Below are 18,940 nucleotides of genomic sequence, written 5' to 3'. Positions count from 1 at the left end.
CCATGCAAGTGCAGCAGTCGTTCGAGCGCCCACAACTTCCCCTTTTCGACGCCTTCCTCGCCCGTGCGTCGAGCGAGCCACTGGCTACCGATGACTTCTCTCGCAGCGAGGATGATCAGGCATTCAGCGAACTGGCTCTGCGCGGCGCAGCCGGCCATTGCCTGCACTTGCTGGCTCCGATTCTGCGTGAGCTGAGCCAGAATCAGGATGCGCGCTGGCTGACCCTGGTGGCACCGCCTGCAAGCCTGACCCAGGCCTGGCTACGCGATGCAGGCCTGAACCGCGAACGCATCCTGCTACTGCACCCGCGACAAGGGCAAAGTGCTCTGCAGCTGGCAGAGGAAGCGCTCAAGCTGGGTCGCAGCCATACCGTGATCAGCTGGCTGCATCCGGTCGAGCGCAGCACTCGTCAGCGGCTGGCACAGGCCGCCAGTGCCGGCGGCGCACAAAGCCTGAATATCAGCCTAGGCTGAAATGCATCTTCACACATGAAAACGGGGCTCCAATGGAGCCCCGTTTGCGTTGTAGCGCAGCGACTTCAGTGCAGGACGCGCGGCCCTTCTTCCTCGCTACTGAAATCACCCTCGGCCATTCGACCGGCCATCTGCACCCCGACGTTGAGCATGGCCTTGGCCACCTCGATGTGCTGCCCCTGCAGGAAAGCCTTGGCATCGGCAGAGAAGTCCAGAGTCACCAGCGCCTCTTCATCCTCTGCGCGGCGCAGGGCAATACGCCCATCGGGCAGTTCGACGATTTCCAGAAAGGATGTAGGCATGGCTCAGTCTCTGTGCAAAAACACGACATTGTAACAGTCAGCCGGAGTCATCCCCAGCCCACTGGTCCAGTTAAACGCAATCAGCACTCGCTGAGACCTTCGCGGAAACGCAGCACCAGGGTCTTGAGCTGCTGCCGCCAGGCATCGACATCATCGAGGCTCAGTTCGGCCGGCTCTTCACCAACGCTGACGGCCGTGATCAGCGGCATGGATGGGTCGACCTTGGCCTTGCGCTCCTCGCGCGGCGGCTGAAACAGCTCGGCATAGGCAGCCAGCAACTCGGCCAGCCAGGTTTCGCGCTGCTGCGCCAGTTCCACCAGTTCAGCCAGCTCGGGGCTGGGCGCGCCCTCGAGCACTGCCTGCTGAACGAAAGCCTCGACACGCGAGGGCGCAGCGTCGCTCATGCGGTAGTAGCCGGCGATCTCGTGACACAACCCGAGCAGGCCGCCGTACAGGTGAAACAGTGCGGCCTCGCGCTCGGCCTGCACCAGCGCCTGAACGTTGAATGCGGAGGACGCCTCGGCCTTGCGCCAGTTATCCAGGGCAATGCCGGCGAAGAAGATCTTCTGATTGGTGCGGGTATAGATTTCTTTGGCCATTGCGGCGACCTCCACAGCAGATCGGGTCATGATACGCGCGTCGGGCTATAGCCAGACGCGCATCTCGTCAGCCTTTCCTGGCCTTTTAATGATCCAGCGACAGAGCCGAGCCTGGCTGACGACACCCGGCCGACGCGCAGCAGAACGTGGACAGCCCCTAGCGCTTGTCCTCGACCTTCCACTTGCCGCCATCGTAGAAGGCGCGCCAGCCAGTCGGCTTGCCGTCCACCTCCGACTGCACGTACTGCTCCTTGGTCTTGCGGCTGTAGCGGATTACCGCCGGACGACCGTCCGGATCCTTCTGCGGCGCTTCGAGCAGGAAGTGGTACTTGGGGTCGATCTCGTGCTTGTGCGGAATCAGCTCCAGCACCAGCGGCGCACGAGTTTCGCGGTTCTTCGGAAAACCGCTGGCGGCCAGGAACAGGCCGGAAGCGCCGTCACGCAGCACATAGGTGTCGTCCACCTTCTCGCACTTGAGTTCGGGCATCTTCACCGGGTCCATCTTCGGTGGTGCAGCCTCGCCATTCTTCAGCAGCTTGCGGGTGTTCTTGCAGCTGGGATTGGTGCAACCGAAGAACTTGCCGAAGCGACCGGTCTTGAGCTGCATCTCGCTGCCGCACTTGTCGCATTCCAGGCTCGGGCCTTCGTAACCCTTGATGCGGTACTGGCCCTGCTCGATCTCGTAGCCACTGCAATCGGGGTTGTTGCCGCAGATGTGCAGCTTGCGGCTCTCATCCAGCAGGTAGGCATCCATGGCGGTTGCGCAGATCGGGCAGCGATGCTTGCCCAACAGCACCAGGGACTCGGACTCACCCTCGTCGTCCGCGGCGATCTCGTCGCCCGGCACCAGGTTGATGGTGGCCTTGCAGCGCTCCTTCGGCGGCAGCGCATAGCCGGAACAGCCGAGGAACACACCGGTGGAAGCGGTACGAATCATCATCGGCCGCCCGCATTCGCGGCAGGGAATATCGGTCAGGGTCGGCTGGTTGGCACGCATGCCGCCCTCGCCCGCTTCGGCCGCTTCGAGCTTCTTCTTGAAGTCGCCGTAGAACTCGTCGAGCAGATGCTTCCACTCGCGCTCGCCCTGGGCCACGTCGTCGAGATGCTCTTCCATGGTGGCGGTGAAGCCGTAATCCATCAGGTTGGCGAAGCTCTCGTCGAGACGCTCGGTGACGATATCGCCCATCTTCTCGGCGTAGAAGCGGCGGTTATGCACCGTCACATAGCCACGATCCTGAATGGTGGAAATGATCGCCGCATAAGTGGACGGGCGGCCGATGCCGCGCTTTTCCAGCTCCTTGACCAGACTGGCTTCGGAGTAGCGCGCCGGCGGCTTGGTGAAGTGCTGGCTGGGGTCGAGCTGGATCAGCTTGAGGCCCTCGCCTTCCTTCATTTCCGGCAGGACATCGTCCTCGCCCGGTTTGCTCTGCTGCGGCAGCACGCGGGTGTAACCGTCGAACTTGAGGATGCGGCCCTTGGCACGCAGCTCGAAGGCGCCGGCGGCCACGGTGACGCTGGTGGACAGGTACTCGGCCGGCGGCATCTGGCAGGCCACGAACTGGCGCCAGATCAGGTCGTACAGACGCTCGGCGTCACGCTCCATGCCCGACAGCTGGGTCGGACGCAGGTTGACGTCGGACGGACGAATCGCTTCGTGCGCCTCCTGAGCGCCTTCCTTGCTCGAATACAGATTGGGCTTGCCCGGCAGATACTTGTCGCCGTACTCGCTGCCGATAAAGCCTCTGACCATTTCAATCGCGTCGGCCGACAGGTTGGTCGAGTCGGTACGCATATAGGTGATGTAACCGGCCTCGTAGAGACGCTGGGCCATCATCATGGTCTTCTTCACCCCGAAGCCCAGGCGGTTGCTCGCCGCCTGCTGCAGGGTGGAGGTAATGAAGGGAGCCGACGGCTTGCTGCTGGTCGGGCGGTCTTCACGCTTGACCACGCTGTAGCTGGAGGCCTTGAGCTTCTCCAGTGCGGCCATGGCCTGTGCTTCATTGACCGGTTTGAACGCCGCACCGCCCTCGCGGACCACCTCGAAACGCACCTTGGCGTTCTTCGCCGTGCCGAGATCGGCGTGCACTTCCCAGTATTCTTCCGGGACGAAGGCGCGGATTTCCTTCTCGCGCTCCACCACCAGCTTCACCGCCACCGACTGCACGCGGCCGGCGGACAGGCCGCGGGCGATCTTGGCCCACAGCAGCGGCGAGACCATGTAGCCCACCACGCGGTCGAGGAAGCGCCGCGCCTGCTGGGCGTTGACGCGGTTGATATCCAGCTCGCTGGGCTTGGAGAAGGCTTCCTGGATCGCCTTCTTGGTGATCTCGTTGAACACCACACGCTTGTAGCGGGCGTCATCGCCACCGATGGATTCGCGCAGGTGCCAGGCAATGGCCTCCCCCTCGCGGTCCAAGTCGGTTGCGAGATAGATGGTGTCGGCATCCTTGGCCAGGCGGCGCAGTTCTTCGATCACCTTTTCCTTGCCGGGCAGGATCTCGTACTTGGCCTTCCAGCCGTGCTCGGGGTCGACGCCCATGCGCGCGAACAGCTGACGTTTGGCCTTTTCCTTGGGCGACAGCGCAGGCGCCTCGGCGGCGGCCTTGCCGCGCTTGGCCGGCTCCTTGGTGGCGCTTGCCGAGCCGCTGGTAGGCAGGTCACGGATGTGGCCGATGCTCGACTTCACCACGTACTGGCTGCCCAGATACTTGTTGATGGTCTTGGCCTTGGCCGGGGATTCCACGATGACCAGCGATTTGCCCATGGATCAGAAAATTCCTGAATTGCGAAATATAGAAGGCAGGGAGCCTTGAGGCCCCGCTATATATAGTGGTGACCAAGCGAAGGTCAAGCGCAGGGACTGCGCAGTCAGGCTTCCGAACTGCCGATAGGGCTGACTTCGGCCTGAATCAAAGCAAAGCGTGGAACGCGCTTGCCGTCCACTTCGATCTCTTCGCGGAACATGCTCAGCGGCCGCACCCACAGGCCGAACTCGCCGTACAGGGCCTGATAGACCACCACTTCTTCCTCAGTCTCGGAATGGCGTGCCACGCCGAATACGCGGTACTGCGGGCCTTTGTAGTGGCGATAGAGTCCTGGCTGCAACTGCATTGAGAGGTTCCCGATAAAAAAGCCTTAAAAAGCAAAACCGGGGCACTGGGCCCCGGTTTCTGTCCGCTTGCGCTTAAACGCGCTCGAAGACGGTGGTGATGCCTTGGCCAAGGCCCACGCACATGGTGGAGACACCGAGGGTGCCACCGTTCTGCTTCATGACGTTGAGCAGGGTACCGGAGATACGGGCACCGGAACAACCGAAGGGGTGACCCAGGGCGATGGCGCCGCCGTGCAGGTTGACCTTCTCTTCCATCTTGTCGAGCAGCTTCAGATCCTTCAGCACAGGCAGGGCCTGAGCGGCGAAGGCTTCGTTGAGCTCGACGAAGTCGATGTCGGCCATGGTCAGACCGGCGCGCTTGAGCGCCTTCTGAGTGGACGGCACCGGGCCGTAGCCCATGATCGCCGGATCCACACCGGCAACGGCCATGGCGCGAACCACGGCCATCGGCTGGATGCCCAGATCCTGAGCGCGCTGGGCGCTCATGACGATCATGCAGGAAGCGCCGTCGGTGATCTGCGAGGAAGTACCCGCGGTCACGGTGCCGCCTTTCGGGTTGAACGCCGGCTTCAGGGTAGCCAGGCTCTCCAGAGTGGTCTCCGGGCGAATGGTCTCGTCGTAGTCGAAGACCTTCAGGAAACCATTCTCGTCGTAGCCCTGCATCGGGATGATTTCATCCTTGAACTTGCCTTCGACGGTGGCCTTGTGCGCCAGACGGTGAGAACGCTCACCGAAGGCGTCCTGCGCCTCGCGGCTGATGCCATGCATCTTGCCCAGCATTTCGGCGGTCAGGCCCATCATGCCGGACGCCTTGGCGGCGTACAGGGACAGGTGCGGGTTCGGGTCGACGCCGTGCATCATGCCGACGTGCCCCATGTGCTCCACACCGCCGACGACGAACACGTCGCCGTTGCCGGTCTGGATCGCCTGCACGGCGGTGTGCAGGGCGCTCATGGACGAACCGCACAGGCGGCTGACGGTCTGGCCGGCGCTGGTGTGCGGGATCTGGGTCATCAGCGACGCCATGCGCGCGATGTTCCAGCCCTGCTCCAGGGTCTGGTTGACGCAGCCCCAGATCACGTCCTCGACTTCTGCCGGGTCGATCTTGGCGTTGCGCTCCAGCACTTTGCTGATCAGGTGCGCGGACATGGTCTCGGCACGGGTGTTGCGGTGCATGCCGCCCTTGGAACGACCCATCGGGGTACGACCGAAGTCGACGATCACTGCATCTCTAGGATTCAGGCTCATAAATTCACTCTCGCTCTAGTCGTTGCGCGCTTAACCGAAGAACTTCTGGCCCTTGGCGGCCATTTCGCGAAGCTTGGCGGTCGGGTGGTACAGCGCGCCCAGGTCGGCGTACTTGTCGGCCAGGGCGACGAACTCGGCGACACCGATGGAATCGATGTAGCGCAGCGCACCGCCACGGAAGGGAGGGAAGCCGATGCCGTAGATCAGGCCCATATCGGCCTCGGCTGCGGTATCGACGATGCCGTCTTCCAGGCAACGAACGGTTTCCAGGCACAGCGGGATCATCATGAAGTTGATGATGTCCTCGTCGGTGACTTCACGCTCTTCGACCACGATGGACTTGAGCAGCTCGTAAGCTTCAGGGTCGGAGACCTTCTTCGGCTTGCCGCGCTTGTCGGTCTCGTAAGCGTAGAAGCCCTTGCCGTTCTTCTGGCCAAGGCGATTGGCTTCGTACATCACGTCGACAGCGGTCTTGCCTTCCACCGCCATGCGGTCCGGGAAGCCTTCAGCCATCACGTCACGGCCGTGGTGGCCGGTGTCGATGCCGACCACGTCGGAGAGGTAGGCCGGGCCCATGGGCCAGCCGAACTTCTCCATGACCTTGTCGATGCGCACGAAGTCGACACCGAAGCCCAGCAGCTTGGAGAAGCCACCGAAGTACGGGAACAGCACGCGGTTGACCAGGAAGCCGGGGCAGTCGTTGACCACGATCGGGTTCTTGCCCATCTTCTTGGCGTAGGCAACGGTGGTGGCCACGGCCACTTCGCTGGACTTCTCGCCACGAATGACTTCCACCAGCGGCATCATATGCACCGGGTTGAAGAAGTGCATGCCGACAAAGTTTTCCGGACGCTTGAGCGCCTGGGCCAGCAAGGAGATGGAGATGGTCGAGGTGTTGGAGGCCAGGATGGCGTCTTCGCGCACCACGTCTTCCACTTCGGCCAGCACGATCTGCTTGACCTTGGGGTTCTCGACCACGGCTTCGACGACGATGTCGACGTTGCCGAAATCACCGTAGGACATGGTCGGACGGATGGCGTTGAGGGCTTCAGCCATCTTCGCCGGGGTCATGCGACCTTTCTCGACGCGCTTGCCGAGCAGCTTGGAGGCCTCGGTCAGGCCCATCTGGATACCCTCTTCGCGGATATCCTTCATCAGGATCGGGGTGCCCTTGGAGGCCGACTGGTAGGCGATGCCGCCGCCCATGATGCCGGCACCGAGCACGGCAGCCAGTTTCACGTCACGGGCGATTTCGTCGTGGTGCTTGGCCTTCTTCTTCAGTTCCTGATCGTTGAGGAACAGGCCGATCAGGCTCTCGGCGACCGAGGTCTTGGCCAGTTTGACGAAGCCGGCGGCCTCGACTTCCAGCGCCTTGTCGCGGCCGAAGTTGGCGGCTTTCTGAATGGTCTTGATCGCCTCGACCGGAGCCGGGTAGTTCGGGCCGGCCTGGCCAGCAACGAAGCCCTTGGCGGTCTCGAAGCACATCATCTGCTCAATGGCATTGAGCTTGAGCTTTTCCAGCTTGGGCTGACGCTTGGCCTTGTAGTCCAGCTCGCCGGAGATGGCGCGCTTGACCAGATCCAGCGCGGCTTCCTTGAGCTTGGCGGGGGCGACGACGGCATCGACGGCGCCTACCTTGAGGGCGTCGGCAGCCTTGTTTTCCTTACCGGAGGCGATCCACTCGACAGCGTTGTCGGTGCCGATCACGCGAGGCAAGCGCACGGTGCCGCCGAAGCCCGGGTAGATGCCCAGTTTGACTTCCGGCAGACCGATCTTGGCGGTCTCGCTCATTACGCGGTAGTCACCGGCCAGGCACATCTCGAAACCGCCACCCAGGGCGATGCCGTTGATGGCGACGACGGTGGGCACGGCGAGGTCTTCGAAATCACTGAAGATCTTGTTGGCTTCCAGGTTGCCAGCCACCAGCTCTTCGTCGGGCAGTTTGAAGTTGTCGACGAATTCGGTGATATCGGCACCGACGATGAACACGTCCTTGCCACTGGTGACAATCACGCCCTTGATCGAACCGTCGGCCTTGATCGCGTCGACGGAGGCGCGCAGCTCGTTGAGGGTAAGACGGTTGAATTTGTTGACGGACTCACCCTTGAGGTCGAAATTCAATTCGACGATGCCGCTCTCAAGAGCCTTAACCGTGATGGCTTTACCTTCGTAAATCATCAACTGATCTCCACGGTATGGAAGCTGAACAGTACACATCGGAGCCAACCGGCAGGCCAGCTCGCGGCACAGCCGTCGAGCATAGCCCCAATCGGTACGACACACCCGCCGACGCGATATTCGGGCTGTCATGGCGCGCCTGACCAGGCAAACGCTCAATTCATACGCCCGTTTGATTTGGGTATGCACACCTTCAGGGAAAAGCCTGCACTTGTCAATTGGCCTCTTTTCGTCGATTTCCCGACGATTTCTACAAGCCTGGTCATCCGTGGCCTGCAGCCGACTTCAATAAACCGCGTCAATATCGCGCCATTGCAGAGTGCTTCAGCCCTGCCGCAGGGGCCCTGGAGCGCCTAGCCAAACGCCCGTGCTCCGGGTACAGTCGTCTCACTTTTGGCTGGCATAGCGCCATCCGAATGCAGCACAACAACAAATCGAGCCCTCGACGGGCCATACGGAGTCACAGATGCCGAGCCGCCGTTCGCTTGCATTGCCCCTGAGCGCCCTGCTCGCTTTCCTCTTCACTTTGCTTTCCTCTCCCTTGCTCCGCGCCGCGCCGGCCGATGACCTGCTGCGCCTGCATCAACTGCGCCTGGCGGCTCAGAAAAGCCTGGGTGACTTCTATATGTACAACGGCATGGAGGGCGATCAGCGCTATGCGCGGATGATCGGGGAATCCATGCAGCGAGCCCAAGGTCACCTCGATGCACTCGAGCAGATGCCCGGCGATGCCAGCCGTGCGCTGCAGGGGCAACTGCGAAGCACCTGGCAGAGCTATCGCGACGGGCTCCAGGGCCTGATGGACGCTATGCGCAGCCAGGGCTTCACCGACTTGCAGCCGGTGGCCGACCTTGCGGACAACAATCAGCGCCTCATGGCTATTAGTCAGGAGCTGTATCAGAAGATTCAGCAGGAAAGCGGTCAGAGCGTCCCGCCCTTGACGCAGAAGAGCCGTGAGCAGAGCCTGCTGATGCAGAGCATCTCAGTGGACTATGCTTCGCGCAGTGCCTCGGTCGGCACCAGCTTCTTCGGTGGCGGTGAAGAGCGCGCCATGGACGAACTGGTCGGTGAGTTCGCCAGCAAGCTCGACAGCCTCAGTGCAGCCCAGCAGAACACGCCGCAGATCACAGCTGCCCTGGGCTCCATCGAGACCAAGTGGCGCTACATCGAGAAGTCGCTGCGCAATTACAACGAGAACACCGTACCCTTTTTGGTAAGCAAGTATTCCGACAGCATCATCGAAGGCCTGGAAGGCGTGTCTGCCCAGTACGCCGCCAACCAACAGTGATGCCACATGTTTCCGGCCTGCCTGGCCCTGTTACCGCCCGGTGCTCGCACCGGGCTTTTCTTTGCGCGGATGATGACAAGTTGCCCCTGATCGTGCACAACGAGGCCATACTTGCTGCAGAGCCATTTGCCCCCTTGAGGAGGACTCCACCATGCCCTACCAGCACATTCTGGTCGCTGTCGACCTCACCGATGAATGCGACCCCGTAGTGGTTCGCGCACAGAAGCTGGCCAAGGCCAGCGGTGCCAAGATGTCCCTGGTGCATATCGTCGAACCCATGGCCATGGCCTTTGGTGGCGACGTACCGATGGACCTGTCGATGTTGCAGCAACAGCAGTTCGAACAGGCGCGGGAACGCCTGGACAGCTTTACCGGCAAGTACCAGGAACTCAGCGCGGACCAGCGCCATCTGGCCTATGGGCAGCCACGTCAGGAAATCCACCGCCTCGCCGAAGAACAGGGCTGCGATCTGATCGTGGTCGGCAGCCATGGCCGGCACGGTCTCGCGCTGCTGCTGGGCTCCACCGCCAATGACGTGCTGCATGGCGCGCCCTGCGATGTGCTCGCCGTGCGTCTGAAGAAAGGCGAAAAAGGCGCTTGAACGTGGGGTGCGCCATGCGCACCGGACACAGTACCGTCGGGGCCTTCGTAGAAACGGTGCGCGCGGCGCACCCTACCTAGGCCGAGGATGGCTTATTCGAACGACTCGCCCGCGCTCATCACCAGCGGGCGAATTTTCTGCAGCTGGGTCTCCAGCGACACCGTCATGCTCGACGACATCGAGAAGAAGGTGAGAAAAGCCTTGAGATTGGAGTCGCCTTCACAGGTGTCGTGAATGCGCTGCCAGAAGGCCTGGTTGACCAACTTGAGCTGCTGGAACAGACGCACCAGGCCTTTTAGTTCCCAGTCGGCCAGACGCCCTTCGCGCATGTTGAAGTATTGCCGCGTCAGATACAGCGATACCGCCCGCAGAATGAACTCCTGGTTGTTGGCAAAGGGCAGATGGTGCTGCGCCATGGGTTTCAGACGCGCCAGCACCGGGCAGGCGCTGGTAGCCATGATCACCCCGAGCAATGCCCGCAGGCCCTCCTCCAGGCCGACATGCTTGGTGTATTCACGCTCCGGCGTGCGTACCCAGACACTGGCCTTCTTGAATGCCGGCAGACCGCGAAAGTCTTCGATCACCCGATGCAGATCGACTGCAGCCGGGCAATGGCTGAACTGCTCGCGACTGAGCGGGCAATTGCTGCACTGCTGATGCCCGAGGCGGGTCCAGGCGGGTGCCTGCTGCGCCTGCGCGGGGTCATATTCGCGATTCAGCTCGATCCGATAGCTGAACTGATGATTGTCGTCGAGAGTAATGCGGTACTCGATGGCCATTGCCCGTTCGTTCCTTCGTCAGCCTTCCAGCTCTGCCCAGCGCTCGAGCAACTCGTCCATTTCCTTCTGCAAGCTGTCGAGACGCGCCAATACTTCCGTGGTGATCTGCACCGGCTGCTGATAGAAGGCAGGATCGGATACCTGCGCCTGTACCGCGGCCATTTCCTGCTCCAGGGCGTCGATCTGCCCGGGAATCGCTTCCAGCTCGCGCTGCAGCTTGTAGCTTAGTTTCTTCTTCGCAGGCTCGGCGCTCTCCTGAACGGGAGTCACTGCGGCTGGGGCCGGCGCTTCGACGATGGCCGTGGCCAGCTCGGCCTTGCCGGATTTGCTTTCACCCACGCCGAGCAGGCGTGGCGAGCCGCCCTGACGCAGCCAGTCCTGATAACCGCCAACGTATTCGCGCACCTTGCCTTCGCCCTCGAACACCAAGGTGCTGGTGACCACGTTGTCGAGGAAAGCACGGTCGTGGCTGACCATCAACACCGTACCAGGGAAGTTAAGCAGTACTTCTTCGAGCAGTTCCAGGGTTTCCACGTCCAGATCGTTGGTCGGTTCGTCCAGCACCAGCAGGTTGGCCGGCTTGCTGAACAGCTTGGCCAGCAACAGTCGTGCCCGCTCGCCGCCGGAAAGCGCCTTGACCGGCGTACGCGCGCGCTGCGGGCTGAACAGGAAATCGCCCAGGTAGCTCAGCACGTGGCGGTTCTGGCCATCGATGCTGATGAAATCGCGGCCTTCGGCGACGTTATCGATCACCGTCTTCTCCGGCTCGAGCTGGTGACGCAATTGGTCGAAATACGCCACTTCCAGCTTGGTGCCGATTTCGATGCTGCCGCTGGTGGGCTGCAAATCCCCCAGCAGCAGCTTGAGCAACGTGGTCTTGCCGGTACCGTTGGCACCGAGCAGACCGATGCGGTCGCCGCGCTGCAGCACCATGGAAAAATCCTTGACCAGGAATGGTCCGCTGGCATGGGCGAAGCTGACGTTCTCCGCCACCATCACCTGCTTGCCGGACTTGTCCGCCGTTTCCAGGGCGATGGTCGCCTTGCCCTGGCGCTCACGGCGCTCGGCACGCTCGGCACGCATCGCCTTGAGCGCACGCACGCGACCTTCGTTACGGGTGCGACGGGCCTTGATGCCCTGACGAATCCACACTTCTTCCTGGGCCAGACGCTTGTCGAACAGCGCATTGGCGGTTTCTTCGGCGGCGAGTTGCTGCTCCTTGTGCACCAGGAAGCTGGCGTAGTCGCCGTTCCAGTCGATCAGGCCGCCACGGTCCAGTTCGAGGATGCGCGTGGCCAGGTTCTGCAGGAAGGAACGGTCGTGGGTGATGAACAGCACGGCGCCGCCGAAATCCTTCAGCGCCTCTTCCAGCCAGGCGATGGCGCCGATGTCGAGGTGGTTGGTCGGCTCGTCGAGCAGCAGCAGATCCGGCTCGGAGACCAGTGCCTGGGCCAGCAACACGCGGCGGCGCCAGCCACCGGAGAGTTCGGCCAGGGTCTTGTCAGCCGGCAGCTGCAGGCGGCTCAGGGTGCTGTCGACCAGTTGCTGCAGGCGCCAGCCATCTTTGGCCTCCAACTCCTGCTGCACGTGCATCAACTGCTCGAGATCGTCATCGCCGTGGATGTTCTGTGCCAGATGGTGATAGCGCGCCAGCAGCTCGCCAACGCCGGCCAGGCCTTCGGCGACCACGTCGAACACCGTGCGCTCGTCGGCGCGCGGCAGCTCCTGCGGCAGCTCGCCGATCTTCAGCCCTGGGGCACGCCAGATCTCGCCGTCGTCCGGCATCTGGTCGCCCTTGACCAGACGCAGCATGCTCGACTTGCCGGTGCCGTTGCGGCCGATGATGCACACCCGCTCACCCCGCGCGATCTGCCAGGACACTCCATCGAGCAGGGGCATGGCGCCATAGGCGAGGGATACGTCGGCAAACTTGAGCAGAGTCATGGGCATCTCCAGAAACAGGGGGCGCATTCTACCCGAGTTGTACCGAGCCTGTTGCCGTTTCAGCGCCTGTGCGCTAGTCGGTGGCGCACCGCCCGCCGCGCTCTGCCGGCAAGATTTTGCCCCTGCCCTGCGCTCGAAGCCGGGGCCTGCTCGCGGCCAGGCGTTTTTTTGCCGCATATGTCCGTCCGGCATGGCGCCATTCACCGCACGCCTGCGAAAGGCTAAGCTAGAGCCATGCAACGACACGGAACGTGTTGCCCCTTATCTCTGCTTGCCCCTGGAAATGCCATGCGCAGTCGTCTTCTTTCTGTAGTTTCCTGCCTGATTCTCACCACCGCTGGCCAAGCCAGCGCCGAAGCGGCCAGCCTCACGCAACAGCGCCAGTATTACGACGAAGCCAAGAGCGCGCTGGCCAAGGGCGACAGTGGCCCCTATCGCCGTTATCAGACGGCATTGCGCGACTATCCGCTGACGCCCTACCTGGCTTACGACGAGCTGACCAACCGACTCAAGTCGGCGAGCAATGCCGAGATCGAGAAGTTCCTCGCCGAACATGGCGACCTGCCCCAGGCCAGCTGGATGAAACTGCGCTGGCTGCGCTGGCTGGCCGAGCGCGGTGACTGGAAGCCGTTCCTCGACCATTACGACCCCGCCCTCAACTTCACCGAGCTGGACTGCCTCTATGGGCAGTACCAGCTGAGCCACGGCCTGACCGCCGAGGGCAATGCCACGGCGGAAAAGCTCTGGCTGGTGGGCAAGTCGCAGCCCAACGCCTGCGACCCGCTGTTCGCGCGCTGGGCCGCCAGCGGCCAGCTCACCGAACAACGGCGCTGGCAACGCGCCAAGCTGGCCGTGGAGGCCGGCAACTATGGCCTGGCTAATCACCTGATCAAGAACATGCCGACCCTCGGCGAGCGCGGCAAATTGCTGGTGGAAGTGGCGCAAAAGCCCCAGCTGCTCAAGCAGACCGCACGTTTCACAGCCACTGACGAAGCCATGGGTGACGTGGTCGGCCTCGGCCTGCGTCGCCTGGCGCGGCAGAGCCCGGAGGATGCCCTGGGCCTGCTCGACACCTATGCCCAGCGCATGAGGTTCTCCCAGGACGAACAGGTGGCCATCGCCCGGCAGATCGGCCTGACCCTGGCCAAACGTTTCGACATGCGCGGCCTGCAGGTCATGGCCAAGTATGACCCCGAGCTGCGCGACAATACCGTCAGCGAATGGCGCGCTCGCCTGCTGTTGCGCCATGGCCGCTGGGACGAGGCCTACCAGCTGACCCAGCGCATGCCGGCCGATCTCGCCAGCAGCAACCGCTGGCGCTATTGGAATGCGCGCAGCCTGCAACTGGCGCAGCCCAACAGCCAGCAGCCGATCGCCCTTTACCAGTCCCTGGCCAAGGAGCGCGACTTCTACGGCTTCATGGCCGCCGATCAGGTCAAGGCGCCCTACCAGCTCAACAACCAGCCGCTGGCGCTGGACCCCAAGGTGGTGCAGAAGGTGCGCAACACCGCCGGCATTCGCCGAGCCATGGAGTTCCATGCGCGCGGGCAGATCGTCGACGGGCGCCGTGAGTGGTATCACGTCAGCCGCCTGTTCAGCCGTGACGAGCTGGTGGCCCAGGCCCGCCTGGCCTACGAGATGGAATGGTATTTCCCGGCCATCCGCACCATCAGCCAGGCGCAATACTGGGATGATCTGGAAGTGCGCTTCCCGATGGCCCACCGCGACCAGCTGGTTCGCGAAGCCAAGCGTCGCGACCTGCACTCGAGCTGGGTGTTCGCCATCACCCGCCAGGAAAGCGCCTTCATGGCCGATGCCCGCTCCCACGCCGGCGCCATGGGTCTGATGCAGCTGATGCCGGCCACCGCCAAGGAAACCGCACGCAAGTTCGGCATTCCTCTGGCCTCACCGCAGCACGTGCTCAACCCGGACACCAACATCCAGCTGGGCGCGGCCTACCTGAGCCAGGTGTATGGGCAGTTCAACGGCAACCGTATTCTCGCCTCGGCCGCCTACAACGCCGGCCCGGGGCGCGTGCGCCAGTGGCTGCGCGGCGCCGATCACCTGAGCTATGACGTCTGGGTGGAGAACATTCCGTTCGACGAAACCCGTCAGTACGTGCAGAACGTGCTGTCCTACTCGGTGATCTACGGGCAGAAACTGGGCGCCCCCCACCCGCTGGTGGCCTGGAACGAGCGTTACTTCGACGCCCAATAACCTCGGCCAAACGCTGAGCTCCAGCGCCACCCTGCCGCCTGACCGAGGCCATGAACAACCGCTGCAGGGCAAGCCTGCAGCGGACCGAGCATAGTCCTGCCTGGCTTGTCCCAATCCCTTCTCACAGGCTTGGCTGACCGCCGCCTCCACGCGAAACACATCCTCTGCCCATTCGGGCTGCTCCGCGCCTTTCCGCTCTGACACTTCTGGGAAACAGCCATCGAGTCGCGGATGGAACCCAGTCCGCCGCCCAAACCACACAACGACATGGCTCGATGGCAAGTGAGAGGCAGCGGCTATCGCTCCAAGCCTCGAACAGTCCGCAAAGCTAGGCCATTCCAGTCCCATAGCCCCAAGGCCTCGCCTCGTAACGGGCATGACAGCGACGAAACGGCAACGTCACTGACTGCCCGCGACACGCAGCCTGATGCCTTGTAATTCACAGAGAAAAGAGGATTTTTTATGGATGGAGTTTCGCGCGGTACCCCGACCCCCGTTGTATCGCACACTCAAGTCGAGAATGACACCCGTACCGAGGGCCGCCGGGCAACCGAGATAACTGCGGCACAACGCCGAGAACACAACCAGCGCGAGATACATGAACACCTGGACACCATGTTCCAGAAGTATCGCAAGCCCACTACGCTGCCGCCCGACGCCAGCGCAGAAGATCATGCCAAAGTCGCCGAACACAACAGGAAGATCGACGCTCTGGTGAGCTCCCGAGCCGAGCTCCTGGCGAGCGAAGGCGAAGATCTCGATTCAGTTCGTAGAACGTGGGATAACGCCCATAGCCTCGACAAAAAGTCGACGTCCGGCTCCTCTTTTGTCGCGGGGTTGCCGTTCGCCCTGGTTGCGGGGGCCCAGCATCTTTACCCCAGCATGGTGGAGGTTCCCGCGAAGATGCTGACCACCCTTGCCGGCACTACCTCCCCCGTTGCAGAAGCGGCAGCTCAAGGTCTGGTCGGGGCTCTAGAAGCGGTCGTGACCGACCAGATATCCACCGCCGCTCAAAACGAAATGAACAAGGACTTGCTCTTTCTCAAGGCACCTGAGGACAAGCTGCATGACGTCATGGTGGACGCGTTAAAGGACAAGGAGCCGACGCTGTTGCGGCAAGCCGGTGATGGCGCTGCGGAAATGCAGACGTTCACTGCGCGAAATGTATTGCGTAATGGCCTAGACACACATCTGTCCTCCAAAGCGAATCAGCCTGGCCTTCGCCCGGAGGCACAAGCAACAGCGACCACCAACGCAGCCAATTCCAGAACGGCAATCACCAGTGCAGGGGGCGTGCTTGCGACGATGGCGACATCGCACCTTGCACGCATGCGAGAAGAGAAGAGCGGCCTACGCGATGCAGCGCAAATCTTCGCGCGCAAAGATGCCGAGCCCAAGGAAAATCTCGCTGATGAAAGGGACTGGTACGAAACCTACAAGGCGGCCAAAGACACAAGCTTCAGGACCATGGCCGGTCATGCCGCCAGCCGCGTGGGTAATGCCACGATAGGTACCTTGAGCAGCACCCTGGAGGGCGTACGTAGCCTCGGCACGGCACGTAGCGTTCTGGCCAATGGGGGCTTTGCCGCTACTTTCAGTGGAGTCAGCGCAATTCAACAAGCGGCTACGGCTTCGATCAGCAATCCACTCGTCAAGGCAGGTGTTTCTAATGCGATCAACCTTGTCGGTTCGGCCGCGGCGTTCGGGGTGTATGGCGCCATGAACGCCGTGGGTCAGAAAGTGGCCGACAAAGCCTCGGAGTGGTATGACAAAGACAACCATGCGGCGCCCAAAGCGGCCGCACGCCAGGCGATGGAATCCACGCGTAATGGGGCAAACCATGCCATCGAGGCCACATGTAACGGGGTAAACCACGCCATAGAAGCCACACGTAATGGCGCAAACCAAGCGATGGAATCCGCCCGTAATGGGATCGACTCGGCACTTGCCACCGGGCGACAAACCTTGAATACCGCTTCATCCATGGTGGGCGGCATCGATACGGATGCGATAACTCGACAGCTGATGGGACAAGTCAATGAGCTACGTCAGCGCCAGCGGCAGCAGCCGAACGAGGAAGATGGAATCGAAATGGTTTAGATAGGATAGCGCTGGCCGTGCAAATACCTGCACCGTTCGGCGCGCCCATTTCCGAACCAGTTGGATAGCGATACGAACCAAGCCAAGGATGGCTCCCCCGCAGGTTCGTAGACGATCCACTACTGCAATATCTCAACCATCATCCCCAGCTGCAGCTCGCCGACGCCGCGCGGCAACAGGTTCTGCCCGAAGAACACGTCCCCATCCTTTTCCCGGTAGGTCTTGAGCGTGGCCAGCGGCTCACGCTGAGCGTTGCGCTCGCCGGTCTGCGGGTCGATGGTGGTCAGGATGCAGCGTGAGCACCCCTTGACCACCTCGAACTCGACATCGCCGATACGGATGCGCTTCCAGCCATCCTCGGCATACGCCTCGCTGCCGGTGACCACCAGGTTGGGACGAAAACGCTGCATGGACAGGGGTTGCCCGACACGTTGCGAGAGGTCGTCCAGCGAGGCCTGGCCAATCAGCAGCAGCGGAAAACCATCGGCAAACGCCACCCGATCACCCGGCTGGGCATAAGCGGTATCGACCTGGCGCGCACGCCCCTCCGGCACATGCACCAGGCGGCACGGTTTGCCGAGCATCGTGCTGAGCCATTCGGCGGCCTCGTCACCGGCATCCGGCACGCGCAAGCTGTCACGCCAGACGACGACGCCGCGCAGATCCTGCTCGGGATCGGGCAAGGCAACGGTCAGATCGGCCTGGCCAGGAGCGCTCAGGGTCAGGCCGCCGCGCGCATCGTAGCGGGCGCTCAGCTGACTCATCTGCGGTAGCAGGCGCTGGGTGATGAAACGTCCGCTATCGGCATCGACCACCATCCAGCGGCGATCGCCATGCAGGCCCAGACCATCGACCGCACTGCGCTGCAGCGCTTCACCGCGACCGGACTTGAGCGGGTAACGGTACAACCCCGAGAGACTCGGCATGGGTCAGCTCCCTGTCGGCAAAATGCCGTTATACGAGCTGGCGGCGCGGCTCACAAGACCAGGGTTCGGCAAGCGGGCTGTCTAGCAAGGGCCGTGCGACCGCGATCAGGCGGGTTGCACCCGCCTGCATCGGCGTTCATGCGGAAACGAAGTATCAGCGGGGTTCGTCCAGCTCCAGGCGCTGGCGAATCACGTCCACCAGCTTGTCCGGCTGGAATTTGGAGAGGAAGTTGTCGCAGCCGACCTTCTTCACCATCGCCTCGTTGAAGCTGCCCGACAGCGAGGTGTGCAGCACCACGTAGAGATCCTTCAGGCGAGGGTCGTTGCGGATCTCGCTGGTCAGACGATAGCCGTCCATCTCGGGCATTTCGGCATCGGTGAAGATCATCAGCAGCTTGTCGGTCATCACCTCGCCGCCATCGGCCCACTTCTTCAGCAGATTTAGGGCCTTGAGGCCATCGCTGGCCATGTGCAGGCGGATGCCCAGCTGCGTCAGGGTATCGCGCAGCTGGCTGAGCGCCACGCTGGAATCGTCCACCAGCAGCACTTCGCGTCCGCGCGCCTTCTCCAGCAGCGGATCGGCGAGTTTTTCCGCGGAAACCTTGGTGCTCATCGGCACGATCTCGGCGAGTACCTTCTCCACATCGATCACTTCGACGATCTGGTCCTCGACCTTGGTGATGGCGGTCAGGTAATGCTGGCGTCCGGCGCCACCCGGGGGCGGCAGGATCGACTCCCAGTTGAGGTTGAGGATGCGGTCGACGCTGCCCACCAGAAAGGCCTGCACCGAGCGGTTGTACTCGGTGACGATGATGGTGCTGCGCTCATCCGGCACCAGCGGACGCATGCCGATGGCCTGCGACAGATCGATCACCGGCAGGGTCTGACCGCGCAGGTTGACCACGCCGCAGACATAGCGATGACGCTGCGGCATCAGCGTCAGCTTGGGCATCTGCAGGACTTCCTGCACCTTGAACACGTTGATCGCGAACAACTGCCGACCAGCCAGGCGAAACATGAGAATTTCCAGACGGTTCTCGCCGACCAGCTGTGTACGTTGATCCACGGAGTCGAGAATGCCGGCCATCGCCTGCTCCTGCTGAAATATGAACGGATGCGGACCAGGCGCGAAGCCCTGGTACCAGGTTATCGGCAGGCCCTGAAAAAGCCGCA

General features: G+C 62.3%; 15 protein-coding genes. 5 read left to right on the top strand and 10 right to left on the bottom strand.

The window, feature by feature from the left end; genetic code table 11:
• Positions 1-2: 2 nt before the first annotated feature.
• The gene (gene sulA, locus N7333_RS07280; protein WP_129481453.1) at positions 3-473 is read left to right on the top strand and encodes an SOS-induced cell division inhibitor SulA; all 471 of its coding nucleotides are present in this window, start codon (positions 3-5) and stop codon (positions 471-473) included.
• Positions 474-538: 65 nt separating this feature from the next.
• Here sulA and N7333_RS07275 read toward each other — a convergent pair whose 3' ends face one another.
• The 6 genes from N7333_RS07275 to fadB form a co-directional block, all read right to left on the bottom strand.
• The gene (locus N7333_RS07275; RefSeq protein WP_012018126.1) at positions 539-775 is read right to left on the bottom strand and encodes a hypothetical protein; all 237 of its coding nucleotides are present in this window, start codon (positions 773-775) and stop codon (positions 539-541) included.
• An 80-nt stretch (positions 776-855) separates the two neighbouring features.
• Positions 856-1,374, bottom strand: a complete 519-nt coding sequence (locus N7333_RS07270) for a DUF6586 family protein (protein ID WP_129481454.1) — start codon at positions 1,372-1,374, stop codon at positions 856-858.
• A gap of 157 nt (positions 1,375-1,531) precedes the next feature.
• The gene (gene topA, locus N7333_RS07265) at positions 1,532-4,138 is read right to left on the bottom strand and encodes a type I DNA topoisomerase (RefSeq protein WP_129481455.1); all 2,607 of its coding nucleotides are present in this window, start codon (positions 4,136-4,138) and stop codon (positions 1,532-1,534) included.
• A gap of 104 nt (positions 4,139-4,242) precedes the next feature.
• Positions 4,243-4,485 (bottom strand): DUF1653 domain-containing protein, encoded by a 243-nt coding sequence (locus tag N7333_RS07260; RefSeq protein ID WP_012018124.1) that lies wholly within the window; start codon positions 4,483-4,485, stop codon positions 4,243-4,245.
• 73 nt (positions 4,486-4,558) lie between these two features.
• A complete protein-coding gene (gene fadA / locus N7333_RS07255) occupies positions 4,559-5,734 on the bottom strand; it encodes an acetyl-CoA C-acyltransferase FadA (RefSeq protein WP_003245266.1) in 1,176 nt (391 codons plus the stop codon).
• 30 nt (positions 5,735-5,764) lie between these two features.
• Positions 5,765-7,912 (bottom strand): fatty acid oxidation complex subunit alpha FadB, encoded by a 2,148-nt coding sequence (fadB, locus tag N7333_RS07250; RefSeq protein WP_003245268.1) that lies wholly within the window; start codon positions 7,910-7,912, stop codon positions 5,765-5,767.
• 466 nt (positions 7,913-8,378) lie between these two features.
• On the opposite strand from fadB, the gene N7333_RS07245 reads away from it, so the two are divergent.
• Together N7333_RS07245 and N7333_RS07240 are read left to right on the top strand one after the other, a co-directional pair.
• On the top strand, positions 8,379-9,200 hold the full coding sequence (locus N7333_RS07245) for a hypothetical protein (RefSeq protein WP_012018123.1): 822 nt from the start codon (positions 8,379-8,381) through the stop codon (positions 9,198-9,200).
• Between the two features lie 151 nt (positions 9,201-9,351).
• A complete protein-coding gene (locus N7333_RS07240; protein ID WP_012018122.1) occupies positions 9,352-9,801 on the top strand; it encodes a universal stress protein in 450 nt (149 codons plus the stop codon).
• A 92-nt stretch (positions 9,802-9,893) separates the two neighbouring features.
• Here N7333_RS07240 and N7333_RS07235 read toward each other — a convergent pair whose 3' ends face one another.
• Together N7333_RS07235 and N7333_RS07230 are read right to left on the bottom strand one after the other, a co-directional pair.
• On the bottom strand, positions 9,894-10,580 hold the full coding sequence (locus N7333_RS07235) for a hypothetical protein (RefSeq protein ID WP_024307536.1): 687 nt from the start codon (positions 10,578-10,580) through the stop codon (positions 9,894-9,896).
• An 18-nt stretch (positions 10,581-10,598) separates the two neighbouring features.
• The gene (locus N7333_RS07230) at positions 10,599-12,524 is read right to left on the bottom strand and encodes an ATP-binding cassette domain-containing protein (RefSeq protein ID WP_129481456.1); all 1,926 of its coding nucleotides are present in this window, start codon (positions 12,522-12,524) and stop codon (positions 10,599-10,601) included.
• A gap of 288 nt (positions 12,525-12,812) precedes the next feature.
• On the opposite strand from N7333_RS07230, the gene N7333_RS07225 reads away from it, so the two are divergent.
• Together N7333_RS07225 and N7333_RS07220 are read left to right on the top strand one after the other, a co-directional pair.
• The gene (locus tag N7333_RS07225) at positions 12,813-14,741 is read left to right on the top strand and encodes a transglycosylase SLT domain-containing protein (RefSeq protein ID WP_129481457.1); all 1,929 of its coding nucleotides are present in this window, start codon (positions 12,813-12,815) and stop codon (positions 14,739-14,741) included.
• A gap of 462 nt (positions 14,742-15,203) precedes the next feature.
• A complete protein-coding gene (locus N7333_RS07220) occupies positions 15,204-16,841 on the top strand; it encodes a hypothetical protein (RefSeq protein WP_279858617.1) in 1,638 nt (545 codons plus the stop codon).
• Positions 16,842-16,960: 119 nt separating this feature from the next.
• On the opposite strand, the gene N7333_RS07215 is transcribed toward N7333_RS07220, so the two are convergent.
• Both N7333_RS07215 and N7333_RS07210 read right to left on the bottom strand, forming a co-directional pair.
• Positions 16,961-17,767, bottom strand: coding sequence for an MOSC domain-containing protein (locus N7333_RS07215; RefSeq protein ID WP_129481459.1), 807 nt, complete (start codon positions 17,765-17,767; stop codon positions 16,961-16,963).
• A 154-nt stretch (positions 17,768-17,921) separates the two neighbouring features.
• Complete coding sequence (locus tag N7333_RS07210) at positions 17,922-18,854, bottom strand: chemotaxis protein CheV (protein ID WP_003245282.1); 933 nt, start codon at positions 18,852-18,854, stop codon at positions 17,922-17,924.
• Positions 18,855-18,940 lie beyond the last annotated feature (86 nt).

This window comes from Pseudomonas sp. GD04158 (assembly GCF_029834875.1).
In the GTDB taxonomy this organism is placed as follows: Bacteria; Pseudomonadota; Gammaproteobacteria; order Pseudomonadales; family Pseudomonadaceae; genus Aquipseudomonas; species Aquipseudomonas hydrolytica.
The sequence above is the reverse complement of the archived record's forward strand: the minus strand, read 5'-3'. Positions and strand labels throughout refer to the sequence as shown.